Source organism: Streptomyces sp. NPDC030809 (genome assembly GCF_055572195.1).
In genome coordinates, this window is record NZ_JBVIDV010000001.1 from 182,422 (window position 1) to 206,296 (window position 23,875).

Here is a 23,875-nt window from a genome sequence, read left to right on the forward strand (position 1 = left end):
CTCCCCCCCCCCCCCCCCCCACCCCCCCCCCCCCCCCCCTCCCCCCCCCCCCCCCCCCCCGGCGCCGCGGGCGCTCCCGGCAGCCGAGGGGGCTGCCGGGGGCTGCGGGCTACGAGGAGGCCCCCGGAAGGACCTCCGCGAGGCCCGCCACGTCCGTGCCCAGCTTGCGGCAGACCGCGGACAGCAGGCGGGCCACCTCGGACTCGTCCGTGGACAGGGCCGCGGCCACCTTGACGGCCGGCTCGCCGGCCACGGTGAGCCGGGCGGCCTGCTCCTCACGGGCGGTGAGCACCCCCTCGCCGGACAGCGGCGGCCGGGGCCGCGCACCGACCGCGGACAGGGCCTCGCGGGCGGTGACCGCCAGGCCGTCGGCCCCGCAGGCCACGGCCGTCTCCAGGGCCTCGTGCAGCAGACCGGTACGGCGCAGTTCGATGCCCAGGGCGACCTGGGCGCAGGCCAGCTCGTATCCGGCGGGCGAGGAGGCCAGCCACTCCACGGCCTCGTCCAGTCCCTTCCCGAGCACCGGGGCGGCCATCCGCAGGGCCTGGCCGATGGCGGAGGGGGCGCCGAAGGCCCGCGCCCGGCGGACGGCGTCCTCGGCGAGGGTCCGGGCCTTGCCGGGGTTGTCGGTGGCCTCGGCCTGGGCGAGGAGCAGCTGCCAGGGGCAGAACGACGGGTTCTGGATGCCGCGGGGCGTGAGCCTGCGGCCGACCGCTTCCAGCTCGGCGATGGCGGCCTTGCGGTCGCCGCGGGCCAGGAGCAGTTCCGCGTACACGGTCTGCGAGTCGGGGAAGACCATCGCGGCCGGGAAGGGCTCGCCGAACTGGTGCTCGCGCGCCAGCTCCCAGGCGTCGTCCACCCGTCCCCGGCCGAGCAGCACCTGGATCAGGATGGTCACGGCGTACCAGTGGACGGGGGTCTTGCGGCCGACGCGCTCGGCCAGGCGCAGCCCGGCGCGGGCGTAGTCCTCCGCCTCGATCAGCCGTCCGCGGCGGAAGCGGATGTAGCCGAGCAGGCTGTACGCGAAGGACAGGTGGGCGCCGCGCCAGCCCTGGCGTTCGAGTTCGGCGGTGCCCTTGGCGAAGAGCTCCTCGGCGCGGCCGGGCCGGTCGCAGTACATGTAGGTGAGGGCCACGACGACCGGGAGTTCGAAGCCGCGGTCCGCGTCGGCCCAGCTGAGCTCGTCGCCGAGGGCCCGGCGGGTGTGGTGCAGGACGGTGTCGGCGTGTTCGCCGCGCAGGGTGGCGTCCCAGGCCCGCATGCCGATGATGTAGCGCTCGGTGAGGTCGCGGCCGGAGAGGTGGTCCGCGAGGCGGGCCAGCCGCCGGGACCGGGCGGGCGCGTCGGGTTCGTCGGAGCGGAAGGCGTCCCACATGAACTGCTCGGACTGCAGGCGCAGTTTGGACCGGGCGTCGGTGGCGACCGCGATCTCGGCGGCGAGGGTGGCCGAGGCGTCGCCGTGCCGGTTGCTGTGGGCGAGGACCTGGGCGAGGCGGATCACGATGCCCTGCCGGAGGGCGGGGTCGTCCACGGCCTCGTCGAGGGCGGCCCGCAGGTGGTTGACGGTGTTGGCGGGTTCGGTGAGCAGGGAGGCGCAGCCCAGCTCGTAGAGGACGGCGGCGCGCTCTTCGAAGGCGGGCGGTTCCTGGAGGGCCCGGGCGAGCTGGCGGCGGGCGGCGTCCGGGGCGCCGGCCCGCAGGTGCTCCCGGGCCGACTCGCGGAGCAGCTTGACCACCTGGTCGTCGCCGTCGGGGTGGGTCTCCAGGAGGTGTCGGGCGGCCGCGGAGGCGCCGAAGCCGCCGTCGACCACGGCCATGGCGGCCTGGCCGTGCATGGCGACGCGGACGGCGTCGGGAATGGCCCGGTAGACGGCGGTGGCGATGAGCGGGTGCTCGAACTCCAGGGTGCCGTCGCCGTTGAGGGTGCCGGAGAGGATGCGGGCCTCGCGGAGCCGGTCGGTGGCGTCCACGGCCTCCTCGGTGCCGAGCCCGGCCACCCGGGCGGCGAGTGCCTGGGGCACGGCGATGCCGAGGACGGCGCAGGCCCAGGCGAACCGGACGGTGGAGCTGCCGAGCCGTTCGAGCCGGGTGATGAAGCCGCTGCCGCGCTGGGCGGCGGCCAGGTCGCGCAGCAGGGGCGCGCCGGATTCGTCGGGGGTCAGACCGCGGTCGCGCACCTTCGCGGCGAGTTCGACCGCCTGGTAGGGGTTGCCGGCGGTGACGGCCCAGCACTCCCGGCAGAAGGCGTCGTCGGCCTCGTCGCCGATGGTCTCGCGGACCAGGCGGCCGACGGCGTCGGGGGTCAGCGGGTCGAGGGCGATGGGCCGCTGCCCGACCCGGCCGGGCAGCACCCGGAAGGTCTCGGCGTGGTTGGGGAGTTCGTCGGGCCGGTAGGCGACGACGAGGAGCAGCGGGAGGTGCTCGGCGCGCGGGGCGAACGAGGCCAGCCAGCTGAGGGATTCGGGATCGGCCCAGTGGGCGTCGTCGAGGACGAGGACCATCGGGGCGCGCTGGACCGCGAGGTCGGTCAGCAGCCAGTCGAGGCCGTCGCGCAGACCCTGGGGGTCGGGCGGCGGGCCGTCGCCGGCCGCGCACAGGGCGAGGGCGGGGCCGATGATCGAGTACCAGCTGCCGAGGTTCTCGCGCAGGTCGCCCTGGGACGTGCCGGCCAGCTGTGGCTGTATCAGCTGCCTGGCCACGTGGAAGGCCACGCCCTGTTCCTGCTCGCCGCCGCGGGCGGAGAGCACGGTGCAGCCGAGTGCGTGCGCGCGGCGGCGCACTTCGGCGAGGAGCGTGGTCTTGCCGAGTCCGGCCGGGCCGGCGAAGGCGAGCAGGCCGCCGCCGGGCGCGGGCCCGGATTCGGTGAGTTCACCCAGGGCCTCGTCCACGGCTGCGAGTTCGGCCTCGCGTTCGAACATGGTGCGCCGCATCCGGAGCTGGCGTTCCGTCATGGCTGGTACCCCCCAGGGCGGTTCGGGGGCATCAGCGTACGCCCGCGCACGCGCGGTTGTGGCCCAGTGTCACGGACTGATCGGATCTTTTCACCGGCGGTTGAATGCCGAGCGGGCCTTGCGGGGCCGGGCGGCGGGCGGGTCGGCGCCCCGCCGGCACCCGCCGCGCCGGTTCCGTGTGACGCGTTCGGGTTCACCCCACACGCCGTGTGCGGCTCACTCGTTCGGGGAAGGCGCGGGCCCCGGTGCGGTCCGGGGAGCGCGCCGGGGCCGGGGCGCGGTGTCAGTCGGTGTCGAACCCGCCCGCGCGGGCGCCGAGGACGAAGGCCCGCCAGCCGTCGGGGGCGAAGACCAGCGAGGGGCGGCCCGGCCGCCGGCTGCTGCGCAGGGCGATGAAGCCCTCCACGAAGGCGATCTGGACGTCGCCCGCGCCCCGGCCGCCGGACTGCCACTGCGCGCCGCTGAGGTCGAGTCCGTGCCTGCTCCAGCCTGCGGGGGACTGCGAGATCGTGCTCTCGGCCATGTGCCTGCTCCTCCCGGGTCCGTCGTCCGGGGCCAGGGTAGCGACGGACCCGGGTGCCCGACAGGGTGCCTCGGCAGGCCCGGCGGGGCCGCCCGCGCCCGGCGGCTCGGGGGCCGGGCGCGGACCGGCCGGCCGTCCCCGGCGGCTCAGCCGGCGGGCGGTTCGGCCCCGACCAGCCACATCGCGAAGAACTGGGCCCCGCCGCCGTACGCGTGGCCCAGGGCCCGCCGGGCTCCGGGCACCTGGTGTTCCCCGGCCGCGCCCCGCACCTGGAGGGCGGCCTCGGCGAAGCGGATCATGCCGGAGGCGCCGATGGGGTTGGTGGAGAGCACCCCGCCGGAGGGGTTGACCGGCAGGTCCCCGTCGAGTGCGGTCACCCCGGCCTCGGTGAGCTTCCAGCCCTCGCCCTCCGCGGCGAAGCCCAGGTTCTCCAGCCACATCGGCTCGTACCAGGAGAAGGGCACGTACATCTCGACCGCGTCGATCTCGCGGCGCGGGTCGGTGATCCCGGCCTGCCGGTAGACGTCGGCGGCGCAGTCCTTGCCGGCCTGCGGGGAGACGAAGTCCTTGCCGGCGAAGAGGGTGGGCTCGCTGCGCATGGCCCCGCCGTGCACCCACGCCGGGGGCCGGGGCGAACGGGCGGCGCCGGCCCGGTCGGTGAGGACCATCGCGCAGGCCCCGTCCGAGGACGGGCAGGTCTCCGAGTACCGGATGGGGTCCCACAGCATCGGGGAGGCCTGGACCTTCTCCAGCGTGATGTCGTGCTCGTGCAGGTGCGCGTACGGGTTCTTGAGGGCGTTGCGGCGGTCCTTGTACGCGACCAGCGAGCCGACGGTGTCGGGGGCTCCGGTGCGGCGCATGTAGGCGCGGACGTGGGGGGCGAAGAACCCGCCTGCGCCGGCCAGCAGGGGCTGCTGGAAGGGCACCGGCAGGGACAGGCCCCACATGGCGTTGGACTCGGACTGCTTCTCGAAGGCGAGGGTGAGGACGGTGCGGTGGACCCGGGCGGCGACGAGGTTGGCCGCGACCAGGGCGGTGGAGCCGCCGACCGAACCGGCGGTGTGCACGCGGAGCATGGGCTTGCCCACCGCGCCGAGGGCGTCGGCGAGGTAGAGCTCCGGCATCATCACCCCCTCGAAGAAGTCGGGGGCCTTGCCGATGACCACGGCGTCCACGTCCGCCCAGTCGAGGCCCGCGTCGTCGAGCGCGCGGCGGGCGGCCTCGCGGACGAGTCCGGCGATGGACACGTCGTGGCGGGCGGCGACGTGCTTGGTCTGGCCGATGCCGACGACGGCCACGGGCTCCTTGCTCATGCCGGGTCTCCTTCCAGGACGGCGACCAGGTTCTGCTGGAGGCAGGGGCCGGAGGTGGCGTGGGCGAGGGCGCGGTCGGACTCGCCCCGGTGGATGCGGGCGGCGGCCTCCCCGATGCGGATCAGGCCGGCGGCCATCACCGGGTTGGCGGCCAGTGCGCCGCCGGAGGGGTTGACGCGGACCCCGTCGTGAAGGCGCAGCGCCTTGCGGAGCACGACCTCCTGGGAGCTGAACGGGGCGTGCAGTTCGGCGGTGTCCACCGGGCGGTCGAAGGCGCCCGCGCGCTCGGCGGCCAGCCGGGTGGACGGGCTGTCGGTGAGGTCGCGCAGGCCCAGGCCGTGGGCCTCGATCCGGTGGTCGATCCCGGTGATCCAGGCCGGCCGGCCGCACAGCCGGCGGGCGGTGTCGCCGGCGGCGAGGACCACCGCGGCGGCCCCGTCCCCGACCGGCGGGCAGTCGCCGGTGCGCAGCGGGGCGACCTCGTGCGCGCCCTGCGGTACGGGGCCGCGCAGCTGGGCGTGGGGGTTGGCGGCGGCGTCGGCGCGGCTGCGGGTGCCGATGGCGGCGAGGGCGTCCTCGTCGGTGTCGCCGGCGTCGATGAGGGCGCGGGCCTGGAGGGCGGCGAGGGCCACGGAGTCGGGCCAGAGGGGGGCGAGGTAGTAGGGGTCGAGCTGGCGGGTGAGGACGTCGCGGACGGAGCCCGGCGAGGACTTGCCGTACGCGTAGACGAGGGCGGTGTCGGCCTCGCCGGTCTGGATCTTGACCCAGGCCTCGTAGAGGGCCCAGGCCCCGTCCATCTCCACGTGGGACTCGGAGATCGGGGGCCAGGCGCCGACCCCGTCGAGGGTCATGGTGAACGAGAACGGGCGGCCGGCGAGGTAGTCGCTGGAGCCGGAGCAGGTGAAGCCGATCTCCCCGGCCTTGAGTCCGGTGCGCTGCAGGACCTCGTGCAGGACCGGCATGACCATCTCGACTTCGCTGAGTTCGTCGGTGCGCCGCCGGTGGTCGCTCTGCGCGAAGGCGACGACGGCGACCTCGCGTGCGTGGTTCGGCATCAGAGGAGCTCCTTGTACGTGTCGTACGCGGCGTCCGGTTCGCCGGAGGGGCGGTAGTGGTCGGGGTGGCGGCTGCCCTCGGTCCAGACGGGCTCCACCCTCAGGCCCATGCGGACCTGGTCGTACGGGATCCCGCCGATGCGGCCGTGGAGGGCGAGGCCGGCCCCGTCGAGGGCGATGTGGGCATAGACGTAGGGGACCTCGATGTCTCCGTTTGCGGTACGTGGTGCCTTGATGTTCACGATGCAGAAGGTGGTCACCGTCCCCCGGGGCCCCACCTCGACCCGTTCGGCGGTGGCGACCCCGCAGGTGGGGCAGGCCCCGCGGGGCGGCACGTACACCTTGAGGCACTCCGGGCAGCGCTCGCCGACGGTCCTGCGTTCGGCGAGGGCCTCGAGGTGGGCGGTCTGGGCGCGGCCGGGGCTGTACGTGTAGTCGAGGCGGGCCTCGGCGACGATGCCGGTGACCGGGTCGGGGAAGACCCCGTCGTGCGGGGCGGGCTCCCGGTGCCGGGGCGCGGTGTCCCCGTCGGGTTCGAAGCAGGCGATGTCGGTGATGGCGCCGGTGCGTTCCGCGGCCCAGCGCACCCGGACCCGCATGCCGGTGTGCACGGCCTCGGGCCCGGGTGCGTCCAGGGCGTGGAGCAGGGCGGTGTCCGCTCCGTCGAGGCGTACGAGGACCCAGGCGAAGGGGGTCTCCAGGGGCTGCTGGGGGCGGGGCTGCGCGTTCCAGGCCCAGGTGGTGACGGTGCCGGTGGCGGAGACCTCGACGAGTTCGCGGAGTTCCTCGGCGCTGGCGGGGTCGTATTCGGCGGGGGGCACCATCACCGTGCCGGCGGAGGTGCGTACGCCGAGCACGGTGCGTTCGCGCAGTCCGGTGAGGAAGGCGCTCTGGACCGGGCCGAGGGAGCGGGTGAAGGGGAAGGCGACGACGAGGGGAGCACGGAGGACTTCGGTCACGGCGCTCGCTCCTTCTCAGGCTCGGCGGTAGACGGGCGGGCGCTTCTCGGCGAAGGCGCGGGCGCCTTCCTTGGCGTCGGCGGTGTCGAAGACGGGCCAGCCGCGGACGAGTTCGGCGGCGAGCCCGTCGGTCTCGGACATCTCCGCGGTCTCGTAGACGGAGGCCTTGACGGCTTCGACGGCGAGCGGGCCGCAGGCGTTGATCTGCTCGGCGATGGCGAGGGCCCGGTCGAGGGCGGTGCCGTCGGGGACGACGTGGCCGACCAGCCCGATCCGGGCGGCTTCGGCCGCGCTGTACGGGCGGCCGGTGAGCAGCATCTCCAGGGCGTGGGTGCGGGGGATCTGGCGGGCCAGCCGGACGGTGGAGCCGCCGATGGGGAAGAGGCCCCGCCTGACTTCGAACAGGCCGAAGGTGGCGCCTTCCGCGGCGACCCGGATGTCGGTGCCCTGGAGGATCTCGGTGCCCCCGGCCACGCAGTGGCCCTCGACGGCGGCGATGACCGGCTTGCGGGGGCGGTGGTGGCGGAGCATGGCCTTCCAGTGCAGGTCCGGGTCGGCTTTGAGGCGGTCGCGGTACTGCTCTCCGGCCATGCCCTTGCCCGCCAGGGCCTTGAGGTCCATGCCGGCGCAGAAGTCCCCGCCGGCGCCGGTGAGCACGACCGAGCGGATCCCGTCGTCCGCGTCGGCTTCGAGCCAGCCGTCGTACAGCCCCACCAGCAGCGGCAGCGAGAGCGCGTTCTTCGCCTCCGGCCGGTTCATGGTGAGCACCAGGGTGGCGCCCCGGCGCGTCACGGTGAGGTGTTCCGTCCCACCCATTGCCGTCCTCCCGTCTCAAGACCTAGAACAGGTTGCAGGAGCCGGGGTGGCAGTTCAATAGCTTTCTGACAGACAGTCAGATTTCTTGGGCGGCGCCCTTCCGCATTGCGCTGCGTGTCGCTCTAATGACCGCCATCGGAACCCGGGGTCAGGAGGAACGGTGGAGTACAACCTTGCCGACCTGTTCGAATCGGTCGTGGACGTGGTCCCGGACCGCGAGGCCCTCGTGTACGTGGACCACCCCGGAACCGGCTCCGAGCGCAGGCTGACGTACGGCGAACTGGACGCGGCGGCCAACCGCCTCGCCCACCACCTGCTGGACAGCGGGCTGGAGCCCGGCGAGCACCTGGGGCTGCACCTCTACAACGGGGTCGAGTACCTCCAGACCGTGCTGGCCTGCCTCAAGGCGCGGCTGGTGCCGGTGAACGTCAACTACCGGTACGTGGAGGAGGAGCTGGTCTACCTCTACCGGGACGCCGACCTCGCCGCCCTGGTCTTCGACGGGGAGTTCACGGAGCGGGTCGCGGCGGCCCTGCCGAAGACGGAGCGGCTGCGCCACCTGGTCCGGGTGGGGGCGGTCCCGGAGGGCGCCCCGGAGCTGCCCGCAGTGGCCTTCGAGGAGGCGGAGGCGGCCGGCTCCCCGGAGCGGGGCTTCCCGCCGCGCTCGGCCGACGACCTTTTCATCATCTACACGGGCGGCACCACCGGCATGCCCAAGGGCGTGATGTGGCGCCAGGAGGACCTGTTCTTCGCCGGGCTGTTCGGCGGCGCCCCGTCGGGCGAGCCGGTGAAGCGGCCGGAGGAGCTGGCGGAACGGGTGGCGGCGGGCGGCTCGGGGCTCACCTTCTTCCCCACTCCCCCGCTGATGCACGGCACGTCGACCCTGACCTCGTTCGTCGCGTTCAACTACGGCCAGCGGATCGTCGTCCACCGCAAGTACGTGCCGGAGGAGGTGCTCCGCACGATCGAGAAGGAGCGGGTCTCCAGCGTGTCCCTGGTCGGCGACGCGATGCTGCGGCCGCTCGTGGACGCGCTCCGGGGGCCGCTGCGGGGCACCGACATGTCCTCCCTGTTCAGCCTCTCCTCCTCCGGGGCGATCATGTCGGACACGGTGCGGGCCCAGTTCCAGGAACTGGTGCCGAACGTGCTCCTGCTCAACAACTTCGGCTCCTCCGAGTCCGGCTCCAACGGCAAGGCGACGGCCGACTCGGGGCCGGAGAAGGGCTTCCGGCTGGAGGTCAACGAGCGGACCGCCGTGGTCGATCCCGTGACGCACGAGCCGGTGCCGGTGGGCGTGCCCGGGCGGCTCGCGCAGCGCGGACACGTGCCGCTGGGCTACTACAACGACCCGGTGAAGACGGCCGAGACCTTCTTCCGGCGGGGCGAGGAGCGGTGGGTGCTGCTCGGGGACATGGCGACGGTCGACGAGCAGGGCATCGTCACCGTGCTCGGGCGCGGCTCGCAGTGCATCAACACCGGCGGGGAGAAGGTGTACCCGGAGGAGGTCGAGCAGGCGCTCAAGTCCCATCCGGACGTGTACGACGCGCTGGTCGCGGGCGTGCCGGACGCGAAGTGGGGCAGCCACGTGGCGGCGGTGGTGCAGGTGCGCGAGGGGGCGGCCGCGCCGACGCTGGAGGAGATACAGGGCCACTGCCGCACCCGGCTGGCCGGGTACAAGATCCCCCGCCAGCTGGTGATCGCCCCGAGCATCCGGCGTTCTCCGAGCGGCAAGGCGGACTACCGGTGGGCGAAGGCGGTGGCGGTGGCGGCGGACGGGGCGGGGGGCTGAGAGGGGCGCGGGCGGCGGGCCGAGCGGGGGCGCGGGACGTTCCGGGACGTTCGGGGAGGTCGGGAAGATCGGGAAGGTCGGGAAGATCGGGAAGGTCGGGAAGGTCGGGAAGGTCGGGGAGGCAGGCCGGGAACGGGCGGGGGCGGATCCGCCGCAACACGCCCGCATGTCCACACATCCGCATGTCCACACGCCCGCATGTCCGCCCCGCCCGTCCGGCACTCCGCCCGTCCGGCCGCCCCGCTACTGCTGGGACCAGCGGTCCTCGGGCGCGTTCACATCGCAGTCCGTCTGCACGACCGCGGCCCCGTCGTCCTCGCTCGCGTCCGAGACCGCGAGGCACTTGTCGCTGTGGCCGACCTGGAGCAGGTAGCCCTCGGCGGTGCGGCCGACGACCGTCCAGTTCCCCTCGGCCCCGCCGCCGCACGCCGACTGCACCACCGCGGCGCCGTCGTCCCGGCTGGCCCCGGCCACCGTCAGGCACAGGCCGCTGTGCTGGGCGCTGATCCGGTAGTAGCCCGGCTGGTCGGCCGCCGGCTCGAAGGCCCAGCGGCTGTTCGGGGAGTCCCCGCAGCTCCACTGCACCACCGCCGCGCCGTCGTCGGCGGAGGCCCCGTCGACGGTCAGGCACTTGCCGCTCGACGCCGAGACCAGCTGTACGTAGGTGGCCGCCCCGGCGGGTCCGCAGACCCACAGGAGGCCGGCCGACACGGCGGCCGTCAGCGCCGCGGCCAGGCCGGTGCGGCGCGGGAAAACGCCGGGCATGCTCGACCTCCCTCGTGGCAGCACCCCCACCGTCCACCCCTCCTGTGTACGCCGTCCGGGGGAACCCCGCATCCGGAGCCGGCCCGGGAAGCGGGCGGTGGTCGGCCCGGGAAGCGGGTGACGGTCAGCCCAGGAAGCGGGCGATCCGGCCGCTGAACCACTCGGGGTCGTCCAGCCACGGGAAGTGGTTCCCGCCCGGCTGCACCTCGCACGTGCCGTGCGGGAAGACGCCTGCCAGGGCCTCCGCGGCCGCCGGGGACGGGTTGCCGTCGAGCTCTCCGGCGAGGACCAGGACCGGTGAGGCCGACCGCCCGAGGGCCGCGCGGGTCGCCGCCGGATCGCACGCGCCCTCAGCGGCGTAGGCAGCGGCGGCCTCCTCGTTGACCTGGCGGTCGCCCGCGGCCGCGTGCGCGCGGGCCGCCTCGTCCCAACGGCCGTAGAAGAAGGGCATGACGAGGTTCCAGCCGGTGTCGTCCACCTCCGCGCCCGCCCAGATCTTCTCGAAGACCGGGTAGGCCTCCTCGAACCACGGCTCGCCCGACCGCAGCCGCGCCGCCGCCAGCCGCGCGGCCGGGGTGGTCGGGATGCCGACCGCCCAGGCGGGGGTGGTGACCAGGACCATCCGGCGGACCCGGCCGGGGTGGGCCACCGCGTAGAGCATGGCGAGGGTGCCGCCCGCGGAGTGGGCGAGCAGGTCCACGGACTCCAGGCCGAGGTGCACGCGCAGCGCCTCCACGTCGGCGACCTGGCGGTCCACCCGGTAGCCGGCCGGGTCCTGCGGCCGGGCGGAGTCCCCCGTACCGCGCAGATCGAGCAGGATCAGCCGGCGGTCGCGGTGCAGGCCGCCGAGGTCCCCCAGGTACTCCGAGGCGCGCATCGCCCCGCCCGGCAGGCAGATCAACGGCTCGCCCGCCCCCTGCTCGTGGTAGGCCAGGCGGGTTCCGTCGTATGTGGTGAAGATCGGCATGGCCGCCATCCAAGCAGACTCCTTGACGCGGCCGCCTCTGCTTTGATTGCCTACCCGGAACCGACCGACCGACCGGTCGATCGGGCGAGAGGGGCGACGGTGACGGATCTCCCGGACGCGGCGGAGCGGCTCGACCGGGCGGGGCTGGCCGCCCTGCAACTGGAGCGCCTGCAGGCGACCTTGCACTACGTGTACGAGCAGGTCCCCTACCACCGCGCCGCCTTCGACAAGGCCGGAGTGCACCCCGGCGACTGCCGCAGCCTCGCCGACCTGGCCCGCTTCCCCTTCACCACGAAGACCGACCTGCGCGACACGTACCCGTTCGGCATGTTCGCCGTCCCCGGGGACCGGGTGCGCAGGATCCACGCCTCCAGCGGCACCACCGGGCGTCCGACCGTGGTCGGCTACACCGAGGGCGACCTGGAGATGTGGGCGGAGGTGGTCGCCCGCTCCCTGCGCGCAGCCGGCGTCCGGCCCGGCCACAAGGTCCACGTGGCGTACGGGTACGGGCTGTTCACGGGCGGCCTGGGCGCGCACTACGGAGCCGAGCGGCTGGGCTGTACGGTCATCCCCGCGTCGGGCGGCATGACCGAGCGCCAGGTCCGGCTGATCCTGGACTTCGAGCCCGAGGTCATCATGGTGACCCCCTCGTACATGCTGACCCTGCTGGACGAGATGGAGCGCCAGGGCGTCGATCCGCGCTCCACCTCGCTGCGGACCGGGATCTTCGGCGCGGAGCCGTGGACGGAGGAGATGCGGCGCGAGATCGAGGAGCGGCTCGGCATCGACGCGGTGGACATCTACGGCCTGTCCGAGGTGATCGGCCCGGGCGTGGCGCAGGAATGCGTGGAGACCAAGGACGGCCTGCACGTGTGGGAGGACCACTTCCTGCCGGAGGTGGTGGACCCGGTGACCGGGGAGGTGCTGCCCGACGGGGAGCACGGCGAGCTGGTGTTCACCTCCCTCACGAAGGAGGCGATGCCGGTGGTCCGCTACCGGACCCGGGACCTGACCCGGCTGCTGCCGGGCACCGCCCGGCCCGCCTTCCGCCGGATGGAGAAGGTCACCGGCCGGTCCGACGACATGATCATCCTGCGCGGGGTGAACCTCTTCCCGGCCCAGGTGGAGGAGATCCTGCTGCGCACCCCGGGGGTGGCCCCGCACTTCCAGCTCCGGCTGACCCGGCAGGGGCGGCTGGACGCGCTGACCGTACGGGCCGAGGCCCGCCGGGAGGCCACGGCCGCCGACCGGGAGGCGGCCGCCGCTTCGGTCGCCCGGTCGGTGAAGGAGTCGATCGGGGTGACCGCGGCGGTGGAGATCGTCGACCCGGAGACCCTGGAGCGCTCGGTGGGCAAGATCCGGCGCATCGTGGACCTGAGGGAGGGCCCGGCAGGGCGGTAGCCGACGCGGTGGCCGGGTGGCACGGACGGCGGCGCCGCCGAGGGCCCGGCCGGGCGGGGCCGGCACGGACACCTGGCACGGACGGCGGCGCCGCGTGGCGATCACCGGCGGATCGGCTTTACATGGTCGTGGGCCCCGTCCGGACGGTGCGCGCTCGGACCCGGTGCGTCCTTGAGGCGGATCCGTCGTGGAGCCCCTTCACGTATGCCTTCAGGCCACGCACGCCTCCAGGCTTCCGCATGCCTCCAGGTGCCTTGACGCGCCCTCAGGCGACTCACCCGAGGAGTCCTCATGCCGAACGCAAACGGCCCGCACACGCCCGTGTCCAACCAGCCCGAGGAACTGCCCGCCCCCGCCTCCGAACAGCCGGTGTTCGAGGGGCCTTCCGAAGGGGTGCAGGGCAGTCCCACACCCTTCACCTCCGACGGCCTGGAACAGGTCGGCGGCCACAGCCGCAGCGTGTTCGAAGAGCTGCCGGCCGAGACGTGGGTGGCACCCACCGCCCCGCTGCGGGACATCGGGGAGGCGTCCTTCGGGCCCCCGGACGCGCTGGAGACCGTGCACGGCCCGGACGACCGGGTCAAGATCACGGACACCACGAACTACCCGTGGCGGGCGCACGCCTCGCTGCTCATCACCGCGGCCGACAACTCCCAGTGGATCGGCACCGGTTGGTTCATCGGGCCGCACACGCTGGTCACCGCGGGACATGTCGTCCACATCAAGAACAGCGGCGTGCCCGGGCGGGACGGCTGGGTCAAGAGCATCCAGGTCATGCCGGGCCGCAACGGGGCCTCCCTCCCGTTCGGCTCCGTCACCAGCACGAGCTTCCGCTCCGTCACCGGCTGGACCGACTCCGGGGACGAGAACTTCGACTACGGGGCCATCATCATCCCCACCGAGCTCGGCGCCACCACCGGCTGGTTCGGATTCGGCTCCTGGCCGGACGCGGACCTGCTCAAGACCTCCGCGAACATCTCCGGATACCCGGGCGACCAGCCCGTGGGGACCCAGTGGTACGACGGCCGGGGGATCAGCTCGGTGAACCCCCTGAAGGTCTTCTACGACATCGACACCTTCGGCGGCCAGAGCGGCAGCGCCGTGTACCGGATCCACAACGGCGGCCGGTACGGGATCGCGATCCACGCCTACGGCGGCGCGACGGTCAATTCCGGGACCCGGATCACCAAGGCCGTCTTCGACAACCTCCTGTCCTGGAAGGCGTGAGTCCGGACCATGGCAGCGGACGGCGGCGGCCGCACCCACCCGATCAGCGGAGCGGTGCTCGACGCGCACGGTGATCCGGTGGCGGGCGTCGTCGTCGCCATCGCCGACGGGCCCGGGCCCTTTCCCGACATCGCCGCCCTGACCGGCGCCGACGGCCGGTTCTCGTTCTCCGTGTCCGCCGAGGGCGTCTACACGGTGCAGGGGACGGCCGGGGACGGAAGGAGCGCCCGGGTCTCGGTGGAGGTCGGCACCAGGGGGGCGGGGTCGGGGTCAGGGGCGGACTCGGGCGCGGGCGCGGGGTCGGGTGCGCAGTCGGTGGAGCTCAGGCTCGGTTGAGCCGGCGGTCGTCGGCGCGCGTCGGGCTCGCGCCATGCCGGGCCCGTCAGGGGGCTCCCTCCCTTCGAAAACCACCTGTTCGGCCCGTTACATGCCGATTGGGCGGCAATCCGGGGTAATCGAACCCCGTGACGCCCGATCCTCACCGGCACCGATTCCGGCACGCGCACGACCGCATCCAGGCCTCCCCCGCCGGCCTGGCCTGGAGCCGCGGCCGCGAGATGGAGCTGATGCACCGGGCCATGGGGTTCGCGGCGCTCGGGTTCCTCACCCTGGTGCCGCTGCTGATCGTGGTGGCCGCCGCGGCCCCGGCCAGCGGGCAGGGCTTCGGCCGCTGGCTGGGCCAGGCCCTCGGGGTCTCGCGGGAGTCCCGCTTGCAGGTGGAGGCCCTGTTCGGGATGCCGGGGCAGGCCCTGGAGCGGACCACCGCCTTCGGCCTGGCCGCGCTCTGCGTCTTCGGCCTCACCTTCGGATCCGTCGTACAGACCGGGTACGAGAAGGTGTGGGACCTGCCCGCGGCGCGCTGGCACACGATGTGGCGGCACGTGGTGTGGCTGGCCCTGCTCATCTTCTACCTGGGGGTGCTGGTCGCCGTGTCGGCCACCGACGACACGGTGGTGAACACGCTGATGGGGGGTTCGGTCGACCTGGTGGGCACCTGCCTGTTCTTCTGGGGCTCCCAGCGACTGCTGCTGGGCGGCCGGGTGCGCTGGCGGGCCCTGCTGCCGGGCGCGGCGGCCACCGCCCTGGGCCTGCTCGGCCTCCGGCTCTTCTCCCAGCTCGTGTTCTCCCCGCTCATCGCCTCGAACGCGGTGACGTACGGGCCCTTCGGCACCCTGCTGGTCGCGCAGTCCTGGCTGGTGGGGGTGGGCTTCGTGGTCTACGGCGGCGCCCTGGTGGGCCGGCTGGTGCACGAACACCTGACGCTGCGCCGGCTGCGCGAGTCGGGTCTCTACCCCGAACCCTGACCCTGGTGGGGGGCGGGGCCCGGTGACGGCGGGATGGGCTCACGCAGCCGGAATCAGGAACTGACGGCGCCGGGCCGGGGCTGACGGCTCCGTGGTCAGGGGCTGACGGCGAGGAAGAGGTAGGCGGCGAGGATGACGAGGTGCACGCCGCCCTGCAGGAGGGTGGCGCGGCCGGGGACGATCGTGAGCGCGCCGACGACCACCGTGAGGGCGAGCAGGACCATGTGGGTGGCGCCGAGGCCGAGGACGAGCGGGCCGGAGAGCCAGATGGAGGCGAGGGCGATCGCCGGGATGGTCAGGCCGATGCTGGCGATCGCCGAGCCCAGGCCCAGGTTGAGGCTGGTCTGCACGCGGTCGCGGCGGGCCGCGCGTACGGCGGCGAGGGTCTCGGGGGCCAGCACGAGCAGGGCGATGATGACGCCGACCACGGCGTGCGGCAGGCCCGCCTTGGCGACTCCGGACTCGATGGTGGGCGAGACGGCCTTCGCGTTGCCGACGACGGCGACGAGGGCGACCAGGAGCAGGCCGAGGCTGACGAGCGCGGCGCGGTTGGTGGGCGGCTCGGCGTGGTCGTCCTCGGAGTCCCCGCGGTTCTGCTCGGTGGCGACCGGCAGGAAGTAGTCGCGGTGGCGGACCGTCTGCACCGCGACGAAGAGCCCGTACAGGCAGATGGAGGCCACGCCTGCGAAGGCCAGCTGGGCGGCGGAGAACTCGGGGCCGGGCTTGCTGGTGGTGAAGGTGGGGAAGACCAGGCTCAGGGTGGCCAGGGTCGCGACGGTGGCCAGGGCGGCGCCGGAGCCCTCGGCGTTGAAGACGGCCACGCGGTTGCGCAGGGCGCCGACGAGCAGGGACAGGCCCACGATGCCGTTGCAGGTGATCATCACGGCGGCGAAGACGGTGTCGCGGGCGAGCGTGGAGGAGCCGCTCTTGCCATCGGCCATCAGGGTGACGATGAGGGCCACTTCGATGACCGTGACGGCAACGGCCAGGACCAGGGAGCCGAAGGGCTCCCCGACCCGGTGGGCCACGACCTCGGCGTGGTGGACCGCGGCCAGCACCGCGCCCGCCAGGCAGAGCGCGACCAGCCCCACCGCGAAGCCCGGCAGGTCGCGGCCCCAGGTCAGGACCAGCGCGACGAGGGCGAGGGCGGGGACCACCACGGTCCAGTCGGTCAGGGGGTGCCGGTGCGTTGCCGTACTCATGCCCCCACCCTGCCACGCCGGCCCCGCTCCCGGGCCGTGGCGGCGGCCGGGGCGGGCCCGGGGTGGCAATCGTCACAAACCGTCACATGGCGCGCTCGTGCCCCTCCCAGTAGGGGTCGCGCAGGCGCCGCTTGTAGAGCTTGCCGTTCGGGTCGCGGGGCATGGCCCCGATGAAGTCGACGCTCTTGGGCCGCTTGTAGCCGGCGAGCCGCCGCTCGCAGTGGGCCAGGATCTCGGCGGCCAGGGCCTCCCCCGGGGTGAAGCCCTCGGCGGGCTCGACGACGGCCTTCACCTCCTCGCCCCAGTCGGCGTGCGGGATGCCGAAGGCGGCGGCGTCCGCGACGGCCGGGTGGGTGAGGAGCGCGGCCTCGATCTCGGCGGGGTAGATGTTCACCCCGCCCGAGATGATCATGTCGATCTTGCGGTCCCGGAGGAAGAGGTAGCCCTCCTCGTCGAGCAGCCCGAGGTCGCCCACGGTGAAGAAGTCCCCGATGCGGTTCTTGCGGGTCTTGCCCTCGTCCTTGTGGTAGCTGAACCCGCCGGTGCTCATCTTCATGTAGACGGTGCCGACCTCCCCGGCCGGCAGCCGGTTGCCCTCGTCGTCGAAGACGGCGAGTTCGCTGATGGGCCAGGCCCTGCCGACGGTGCCGGGCTTCTTCAGCCAGTCCTCGGCCGTGGCGAAGGCCCCGCCGCCCTCACTGGCCGCGTAGTACTCCTCCACGCACGTCCCCCACCAGTCGATCATGGCCCGTTTGACGTGGTCGGGGCAGGGGGCCGCGCCGTGGATGGCGTGGCGCATCGAGGACACGTCGTAACGGGAGCGGACGGTCTCGGGGAGGGCGAGGAGGCGGTGGAACTGGGTGGGGACCATGTGGGTGTGGGTGCACCGGTGGCGGTCGACGAGGCGGAGCATCTCCTCGGGGGTCCACTTGTCCATGAGGACCAGCGGATGCCCGATGTGCAGGGACGCCCCCGCGAACTGGAGCACCGCCGTGTGGTAGAGCGGCGAGCAGACCAGGTGCACGTTTCCGTCGAAGGGCCGGATCCCGAAGATGCCGAGGAAACCTCCGAGGTGGGCCTCCTCCGGGGCCTTCCCCTGGAGGGGGCGGCGGATGCCGCGGGGCCGGCCGGTGGTGCCGGAGGTGTAGTTCATGACCCAGCCGAGGGTGCGGTCCGCGGGGGTGGTGGCGGGCTGCCCGTCGAGCAGGGCGGCGTACGGGCGGAAGCCTGGGACGGTCGGAGCGGCGGGGGCGGCCGGGTGCGGGGTGCCGGCGGGGGGTTGCTCCCGGCCGGGGGCGGCGGCGTCCGCGTACCGGTGGCCGGGGTCCGCGACCGCGTACCGGTGGCCGGCCGGGAGGCCCGCCTCGTCGGCCGCGGCGGTCGCGGCGGCGGCGAAGCGCTCGTGGGTGATGAGCACCTTCGCCCCGGAGTCGGCGACGATCCACGCGATCTCCGGCCCGACCAGGTGGTGGTTGACGGGGACCAGGTAGAAGCCGGCCTGGGAGGCGGCGAGGTAGGCGGTGAAGAACTCGACCCCGTTGGGCAGGACCACGGCGAAGGCGTCGCCCCGTTCCAGGCCCGCGGCGCGCAGTCCGTGGACCATGCGGTTGACGTCGGCGAGCAGGCGGCCGGCGGTCCACTGCTCGCCGTCGGGGGCGGTGAGCACGATGCGGTCCGGGTCTGCGGCCGCCTGGGCCCAGAAGCCGTTGGGAGGCTGCGAGTCGGTCATGCTGGATGCTCCTCAGGCTCGGCCGGCTATGCGGTTGATGCGGTCGATCGCCTTCTCGAAACCGCGGGTCAGGTCGTCGAAGACGGCCTGCACGCTGCGTTCGGAGGTCATGCGGCCGACGATCTGCCCGACCGGGGTGCCGAGCAGCGGTCCCACCTCGTACTTCTGGATGCGGGAGACGGCCTCCGCGACGAGCAGCCCCTGCAGCGGCATGGGCAGGGGGCCGGGGCCGGCGGGGTCCTCCCAGGCGTCGGTCCATTCGGTGCGCAGCTGGCGGGCCGGCTTGCCGGTGAGGGCGCGGGAGCGCACGGTGTCCCCGGAGCCGGCGGCGAGGAGCTTCTCGGTGAGCGCGCGGGAGTGCAGGTCGGCCTCGGTGGTGGTGAGCCAGACCGAGCCGAGCCAGACGCCCTGGGCGCCGAGGGCGAGTCCGGCCGCGACCTGCTCCCCGCTGCCGATGCCGCCGGCGGCGAGCACGGGCAGCGGGGCGACGGCCTCGGCCACCTCGGGGACCAGCACCATGGAGGCGATCTCGCCGGTGTGCCCGCCGGCCTCGTAGCCCTGGGCCACGACGATGTCGATGCCGGCGTCGGCGTGCCGGCGGGCGTGCTTGGCGCTGCCGGCGAGGGCGGCGACGAGGACCCCGTGCTCGTGGGCGCGGGCGATCACGTCCGCGGGCGGTGAACCGAGGGCGTTGGCGAGGAGCTTGATGGGGTAGCCGAAGGCGACGTCGAGCTGGTTGCGGGCGACCTGTTCCATCCAGCCGGTGATCCGCCAGCCGGAGGCCTCGCCCTCGGCGAGCTCGGGGACGCCGTGCTTGGCGAGGGTCTCGCGGACGAACTCGCGGTGCCGCTCCGGGATCATCGCCTCGACGTCCGCCTCGGTGACCCCTTCCACCTTCTTGGCGGGCATCACGACGTCGAGTCCGTACGGCTTGCCCTCGGTGTGCTCCTGCATCCAGTCGAGGTCGCGGGCGAGTTCGTCGGGGGCGGTGTAGCGCACCGCGCCGAGCACGCCGAAACCGCCCGCCCGGGTGATCGCAGCGGCGACCGCCGGGAAGGGCGTGAATCCGAAGATGGCGTGCTCGACTCCCAGTTTCTTGCTCAGCTCCGTCTCCATGGGCGGCAGGATGCCGCAGCCCGGCGACCGAGGGAAGAGACTTTCTGATGCTGTGTCAGGTTCTTTGCACCCCGCGCGGCGCGGGGTGTGCGGCGCCCGCGGGCAGATACTCGTTGGCGAGCGCGGGACGGGACAGGAGGGCCGGCCATGGACGAGGTCACGGGGGCACGGACGGACGAGCGCGCGACGGCGACGGGTGGACTGCCCGGCGGCGGGGCGGCGGGACGCAGGCCTGAGGGCCCGGGGACGGAAAGCCCGGTGGCGGAAAGCCCGGTGGCGGGCACGGCGGCGGAAAGCCCGGTGGCGGAGGGCACGGTGGCGGCGGGAACGGCGGGACTTCGTCTGCCGGTGCTGAGCCGGCGGCGGCTGGGGGCGCGGCTGCTCGCGCTGGGCGGGGTGCTGGTGCTGCACGCCCTGCCGGGTGCGGCGGGGGCGGGCGCGGCGCAGAACCCCGTCGAGCGGCGGGCGTTGCAGGGGCTGCGGCTGCGGTACGGGTCGGCGCGCCAGGCGGGGCTGCTGGACGGGCACCTGGAGGAAGTGGTCTCGGAGGTCCGCCGCTTCCTGGGGCCCTCCCCCGTGTACCCGCACTTCGCGGGGGCGGTCGTGCTGGCCGGGCGCGGGCGTACGGTGGCACTCCACCGGGCACTCGGCCACGCGGTCCGGTACGCGGACTACGACGGCCGTACCGACCGGGCCCGGGAGTTCCCGGAGGCCGAGCGGATCGCGATGGCGGAGGACACGGTCTTCGACCTGGCCTCGCTGACGAAGCTGTTCACCTCGCTGCTCGCGGTCCAGCAGATGGAGCGGGGGCGCCTGGAGCTGGAGGCACCGGTCCACCGCTACCTGCCGGAGTTCACCGGCGGAGGCAAGGAGCTGGTCACGGTCCGCCAGCTCCTCACCCACACCTCGGGGCTGCGCTCCTGGGCGCCGTTCTACCAGGAGTCCACGCGGGAGGGGCAGCTGCGGCTGCTGTGGTCGGTGCGGCCGCAGGACACCCCGGGCACGGTCTACCGCTACTCCGACCTCAACCTCATCGCGCTCCAGCTGCTCTTGGAACGGATCACCGGTCACACTCTGGATGCCCTGCTCCACAAAGAGATCACTGCTCCGCTCGGAATGCACCGCACACGTTTCAATCCCCCGCTCTCGTGGCGGCGTTCGACCGCGGCCACGGAGGTGCAGCGCCCGCCCTGGTCCGGGCTCGACCGCGGTCTGGTGTGGGGCGAGGTCCACGACGAGAACGCGTACGCGCTGGGCGGGGTGGCCGGACACGCGGGGGTGTTCGGCACCGCCTGGGACCTCGCGGTACTGGCCCGCACCCTCCTCGACGGCGGGGTCTACGCCGGCAAGCGCATCCTGCGCCCCGCCTCCGTCGAGCTGCTGTTCACCGACTTCAACACGGCCTTCCCCGGCGACGACCACGGCCTGGGATTCGAGCTCTACCAGCACTGGTACATGGGGGCGATGGCCACGCCCGGTTCGGCCGGCCACACCGGGTTCACCGGCACCTCGCTGGTCCTCGACCCGTCCACGGACTCCTATCTGATCCTGCTGGGCAACTCCGTCCACCCGGTGCGCACCTGGCGGGCCGGCAGCGCACCGCGGGTCGCCGCCGGCAACCGCTTCGCCCGGGCGGTCCCGGTCCGCACCCGGCACGGCGGCCCGGCCTGGTTCTCCGGCATGGAGACCGGCGCCTCCGGCACCCTGACCCTGCCCCCGCTCACCTTCGCGGGAGCCGGGGCACGGCTGCGCTGCGCGGTGTGGTGGGACACGGTGCCGGGGGCGGGGGCGTTCCACCTGGAGGCGGCGGAGGCGGACGGAGCGTGGCAGCCGGTGCCGTTCACCACGGTGCGCACCACCGGCGGCAGCCCGGAGCAGTGGGCCGAGGGCACGGCGGGCGGCTGGTCGCAGCGGATCTGGCACCGGCTGGAGGCGCCGCTGGGAGCGTGGGCGGGGCGTACGGTGCGGCTGCGGTTCCGGTACGAGACGACGGGGCGGTACGTGGGGCGCGGGGTGTACGTGGACGTGTTGCGGGTGTCCGAGCCGGGCGGCCTCCTCTTCGCCGAGGACCGCCCCGCGGACGCGTCCCGCCTCGAACCCGTCGGCTGGACCCGCTCCGCGGACTGACCCGGCCGCGTCATCCGGCCTCCACCGGCGGGGGAGATCGAGGCGCAGGGGTACGGAGGCGGAGCCGTGCCGCGTGCCGGAGCAGGCCGCGCCCCCGCCGGGGCGGACACTGGCGGAGCCCCACCCCGCCCCAGGAGGGACATGCACGCACCGAAGCCCCCCGTACTCGCCCCGCTCATGGCCGCCCTCACCCTGGCCACCGGCCTGCTGGAGGCTGCGAGCCTGCTCGCCCTGGGCCCGGTGTTCACGGCCATGCAGACCGGCAACGTTCTGTTCCTCGCCTTCGGATCGGTCGGCGAGGGCGGGCTCTCCGTGGTGGCGCCGACCACCTCGCTCGGCGCGTTCACCGCCGGGGCCGTGGCCGCCGCACGGGCGGAGTGGCGCTGGGAGGAGCAGCGGAGGCGCTGGTTCGCCGCGGCCGTGCTCGTGGAGGCCGCGCTGATCGTGCTGGCCGCCGTGGCCTCCTGGGGGCTGGAGCCGGTCCGGAGCAACCCCACCGGCCGCCATCTGGCCACGATCGCCGTCCTGTCGGCGGCGATGGGCCTGCGCAACGTCACCGCGATGCGGGTGAGCGTGCCCGACATGCCCACGACCCTCGTGACCCGGGCCATGACGGGCTTCCTCGCCGGCTCGCTGCTCGGGCACGACCCCGCCTTCGGCCGCGTCCCGGGGGCCACGGCCCGGCGGGCGGCCTCCGTCGGCGCGATGTTCGCGGGCGGGCTGGCCGGAGCCGTGTTCCTCCACCTGGGGTGGCCGCTGGCCGTGCTGCTGCTGCCGGCCGCCGTGCTCGCCCTCGGCGTGGCACTCGCCCGGCTGCACGGCCCCCGCCTCCTCTCCCGCTGACGGGCCCCGCGCACCGGGGCCCGTCAGCGGCCGCGTCCGGCAGCGGCATCAGTGCCCGAGGGCCGCCATCGCCGCGTTGTGCCCAGGGATTCCGCTGACCCCGCCCCCGCGTACCGCGCCCGCCCCGCACAGCAGGACGTTCGCGTGCCGGGTGCCCACGCCCCAGGGGCCGGTGCCCTCGGCGGCCTCCGCGTACGGGAAGGAGAGGTCGCGGTGGAAGATGTGCCCGCCGGGCAGGCGGAGTTCCCGTTCCAGGTCCAGCGGGGTCTTCGCCTCGATGCACGGGCGGCCGTCCGCGTCCTCGGCGAGGCAGTCCGCCAGCGGCTCGGCGAGGTGGGCGTCGAGCTGGTGCAGGGTGGCGGCGAGCAGCCGCTCGCGGGTCCCGTCGTTGTCCTTCTCGAACAGCCGGGCCGGCGCGTGCAGTCCGAAGAGGGTGAGGGTCTGGTAGCCGCGCTCGACGAGCTCGGGGCCCAGGATCGTCGGGTCGGTGAGCGAGTGGCAGTAGATCTCCGAGGGCGGGGCGGCGGGCAGTTCACCGGCGGCGGCCCGGGCGTAGGCCTCGGCGAGCTGCCCGTACCCCTCGGCGATGTGGAAGGTGCCGGCGAAGGCCTCGCGCGGGTCCACCGCGGTGTCCCGCAGCCTCGGCAGCCGCTTGAGCAGCATGTTGACCTTGAGCTGGGCGCCTTCGGCCGGGGCGGCCGGCTCCTCCCCCAGCAGGTCGGCGAGCGCCTGCGGGGAGGCGTTCACGAGGACCTGGCGGGCCGTGGCCCGGCCCTCGCCCCCGTGCGCGGTGCGGAAGGTGACGGCCGCCTCCGCGGCCCCGTCCGTCTCGATCCGGACCGCTTCGTGCCCGGTGCGGATCTCCGCTCCGGCGGCCAGGGCGGCCTCGGTGAGGGCGGCGGTGAGGGCGCCCATGCCGCCGACGGGCACGTCCCAGTCGCCGGTGCCACCCCCGATGACGTGGTAGAGGAAGCAGCGGTTCTGTACGAGGGAGGGGTCGTGGGCGTCGGCGAAGGTGCCGATGAGGGCGTCGGTGAGGACCACCCCGCGGACCAGGTCGTCGTCGAAGTGCGCTTCGACGGCCCGTCCGATGGGCTCCTCGAACAGCATGCGCCAGGCCGCCTCGTCCCCGATCCGCTCGCGCAGGGCGGCCCGGGTGGGCAGGGGCTCGGTCAGGGTGGGGAAGACCCGTTCGGCCACGCGGGCTGTGGTCGCGTAGAACTCCCGCCAGCGGTCGTACGCACGGGCCGCAGGGTCGCCGGTCAGCCGGGCGAAGGACTCCCGGGTACGCGCTTCGCCGCCGCCGACGAGCAGACCGGTGGCCCGCCCGTGGCGGACCGCGGGCGTGTACGAGGACACCGTCCGCTTGCGCACGGCGAACCGCAGCCCCAGATCGGTGACGATCTTCCGGGGCAGCAGGGAGACCAGGTACGAGTAGCGGGACAGCCGGGCGTCCACCCCGGCGAACGGGCGGGTGGAGACGGCCGCACCGCCGGTGCGGTCCAGCCGTTCGAGGACGAGTACGCGCCGGCCGGCGCGGGCCAGGTAGGCGGCGGCCACCAGACCGTTGTGCCCACCGCCGACGACGACGGCGTCGTACGCACCCCCGCCCCCGCCCCCGCCACCGCCACCGCCTGCGGCCCGCCTGGTCCCGCTGGATCCGCCGGATCCGCTGGTCACGCCCACATCGCTGGAGAACGCTGCTCGGCTCATGGCTCTTCGTAACACGGAACGATCAGCGGCCGCCAGGGTGCATGCCAGGCCGTCGCGACCGGGACCGGGGCCGGGC

At 74.2% G+C, this 23,875-nt stretch carries 19 protein-coding genes; 7 read left to right on the forward strand and 12 right to left on the reverse strand.

All coding sequences use genetic code 11. The annotated features are described in order from the left end of the window. Positions 1 to 109 precede the first annotated feature (109 nt). The 6 genes from ACZ407_RS00790 to ACZ407_RS00815 all read right to left on the reverse strand — a co-directional run bounded on the left by ACZ407_RS00790 (position 110) and on the right by ACZ407_RS00815 (position 7,616). Positions 110 to 2,950 carry an ATP-binding protein gene (locus ACZ407_RS00790; protein WP_468124329.1) on the reverse strand — a complete coding sequence of 947 codons (2,841 nt, stop codon included), beginning with the start codon at positions 2,948 to 2,950 and terminating at the stop codon, positions 110 to 112. 283 nt (positions 2,951 to 3,233) lie between these two features. Continuing rightward, entirely contained in the window at positions 3,234 to 3,473 is a 240-nt protein-coding gene (locus tag ACZ407_RS00795; RefSeq protein ID WP_468124330.1) for a DUF397 domain-containing protein, read from the reverse strand. Between the two features lie 146 nt (positions 3,474 to 3,619). Further along, entirely contained in the window at positions 3,620 to 4,786 is a 1,167-nt protein-coding gene (locus ACZ407_RS00800; RefSeq protein WP_468124332.1) for a thiolase domain-containing protein, read from the reverse strand. Further along, on the reverse strand, positions 4,783 to 5,841 hold the full coding sequence (locus tag ACZ407_RS00805; RefSeq protein ID WP_468124334.1) for a thiolase domain-containing protein: 1,059 nt from the start codon (positions 5,839 to 5,841) through the stop codon (positions 4,783 to 4,785). The genes ACZ407_RS00800 and ACZ407_RS00805 overlap by 4 nt, the downstream gene beginning before the upstream one ends. Continuing rightward, positions 5,841 to 6,800 (reverse strand): Zn-ribbon domain-containing OB-fold protein, encoded by a 960-nt coding sequence (locus tag ACZ407_RS00810; RefSeq protein ID WP_468124336.1) that lies wholly within the window; start codon positions 6,798 to 6,800, stop codon positions 5,841 to 5,843. The genes ACZ407_RS00805 and ACZ407_RS00810 overlap by 1 nt, the downstream gene beginning before the upstream one ends. 15 nt (positions 6,801 to 6,815) lie before the next feature. Then, positions 6,816 to 7,616 (reverse strand): crotonase/enoyl-CoA hydratase family protein, encoded by an 801-nt coding sequence (locus ACZ407_RS00815; protein WP_468124338.1) that lies wholly within the window; start codon positions 7,614 to 7,616, stop codon positions 6,816 to 6,818. Between the two features lie 160 nt (positions 7,617 to 7,776). On the opposite strand from ACZ407_RS00815, the gene ACZ407_RS00820 reads away from it, so the two are divergent. Next, positions 7,777 to 9,405, forward strand: a complete 1,629-nt coding sequence (locus ACZ407_RS00820; RefSeq protein WP_468124340.1) for an acyl-CoA synthetase — start codon at positions 7,777 to 7,779, stop codon at positions 9,403 to 9,405. A gap of 243 nt (positions 9,406 to 9,648) precedes the next feature. Here ACZ407_RS00820 and ACZ407_RS00825 read toward each other — a convergent pair whose 3' ends face one another. Together ACZ407_RS00825 and ACZ407_RS00830 are read right to left on the reverse strand one after the other, a co-directional pair. After that, positions 9,649 to 10,170, reverse strand: coding sequence for an RICIN domain-containing protein (locus ACZ407_RS00825; protein WP_468124342.1), 522 nt, complete (start codon positions 10,168 to 10,170; stop codon positions 9,649 to 9,651). A gap of 124 nt (positions 10,171 to 10,294) precedes the next feature. After that, positions 10,295 to 11,137, reverse strand: a complete 843-nt coding sequence (locus tag ACZ407_RS00830; RefSeq protein WP_468124894.1) for an alpha/beta fold hydrolase — start codon at positions 11,135 to 11,137, stop codon at positions 10,295 to 10,297. Positions 11,138 to 11,236: 99 nt separating this feature from the next. Between ACZ407_RS00830 and paaK the strand changes: the two genes are divergently transcribed. The 4 genes from paaK (at position 11,237) to ACZ407_RS00850 (ending at position 15,069) form a co-directional block, all read left to right on the forward strand. Beyond that, complete coding sequence (gene paaK / locus ACZ407_RS00835) at positions 11,237 to 12,538, forward strand: phenylacetate--CoA ligase PaaK (protein WP_468124344.1); 1,302 nt, start codon at positions 11,237 to 11,239, stop codon at positions 12,536 to 12,538. Positions 12,539 to 12,829: 291 nt separating this feature from the next. Beyond that, the gene (locus ACZ407_RS00840) at positions 12,830 to 13,765 is read left to right on the forward strand and encodes a trypsin-like serine peptidase (RefSeq protein ID WP_468124346.1); all 936 of its coding nucleotides are present in this window, start codon (positions 12,830 to 12,832) and stop codon (positions 13,763 to 13,765) included. A gap of 9 nt (positions 13,766 to 13,774) precedes the next feature. Further along, positions 13,775 to 14,101, forward strand: a complete 327-nt coding sequence (locus ACZ407_RS00845; RefSeq protein WP_468124348.1) for a carboxypeptidase-like regulatory domain-containing protein — start codon at positions 13,775 to 13,777, stop codon at positions 14,099 to 14,101. A 221-nt stretch (positions 14,102 to 14,322) separates the two neighbouring features. Continuing rightward, a complete protein-coding gene (locus tag ACZ407_RS00850; RefSeq protein WP_468124895.1) occupies positions 14,323 to 15,069 on the forward strand; it encodes a YhjD/YihY/BrkB family envelope integrity protein in 747 nt (248 codons plus the stop codon). 95 nt (positions 15,070 to 15,164) lie between these two features. On the opposite strand, the gene ACZ407_RS00855 is transcribed toward ACZ407_RS00850, so the two are convergent. The 3 genes from ACZ407_RS00855 to ACZ407_RS00865 all read right to left on the reverse strand — a co-directional run bounded on the left by ACZ407_RS00855 (position 15,165) and on the right by ACZ407_RS00865 (position 19,116). After that, positions 15,165 to 16,271 (reverse strand): calcium:cation antiporter, encoded by a 1,107-nt coding sequence (locus tag ACZ407_RS00855; protein WP_468124350.1) that lies wholly within the window; start codon positions 16,269 to 16,271, stop codon positions 15,165 to 15,167. 82 nt (positions 16,272 to 16,353) lie between these two features. After that, positions 16,354 to 18,000, reverse strand: coding sequence for an acyl-CoA synthetase (locus tag ACZ407_RS00860; protein WP_468124351.1), 1,647 nt, complete (start codon positions 17,998 to 18,000; stop codon positions 16,354 to 16,356). Between the two features lie 12 nt (positions 18,001 to 18,012). Then, positions 18,013 to 19,116 (reverse strand): NAD(P)H-dependent flavin oxidoreductase, encoded by a 1,104-nt coding sequence (locus tag ACZ407_RS00865; RefSeq protein ID WP_468124353.1) that lies wholly within the window; start codon positions 19,114 to 19,116, stop codon positions 18,013 to 18,015. A gap of 147 nt (positions 19,117 to 19,263) precedes the next feature. Between ACZ407_RS00865 and ACZ407_RS00870 the strand changes: the two genes are divergently transcribed. Then, complete coding sequence (locus ACZ407_RS00870) at positions 19,264 to 21,243, forward strand: serine hydrolase domain-containing protein (protein ID WP_468124355.1); 1,980 nt, start codon at positions 19,264 to 19,266, stop codon at positions 21,241 to 21,243. Positions 21,244 to 21,384: 141 nt separating this feature from the next. Further along, positions 21,385 to 22,086, forward strand: coding sequence for a YoaK family protein (locus ACZ407_RS00875; protein ID WP_468124356.1), 702 nt, complete (start codon positions 21,385 to 21,387; stop codon positions 22,084 to 22,086). A gap of 48 nt (positions 22,087 to 22,134) precedes the next feature. Here the strand turns inward: ACZ407_RS00875 and ACZ407_RS00880 are convergent, their stop codons facing one another. Further along, positions 22,135 to 23,799, reverse strand: coding sequence for a phytoene desaturase family protein (locus ACZ407_RS00880; RefSeq protein ID WP_468124357.1), 1,665 nt, complete (start codon positions 23,797 to 23,799; stop codon positions 22,135 to 22,137). Between the last annotated feature and the right edge of the window lie 76 nt (positions 23,800 to 23,875).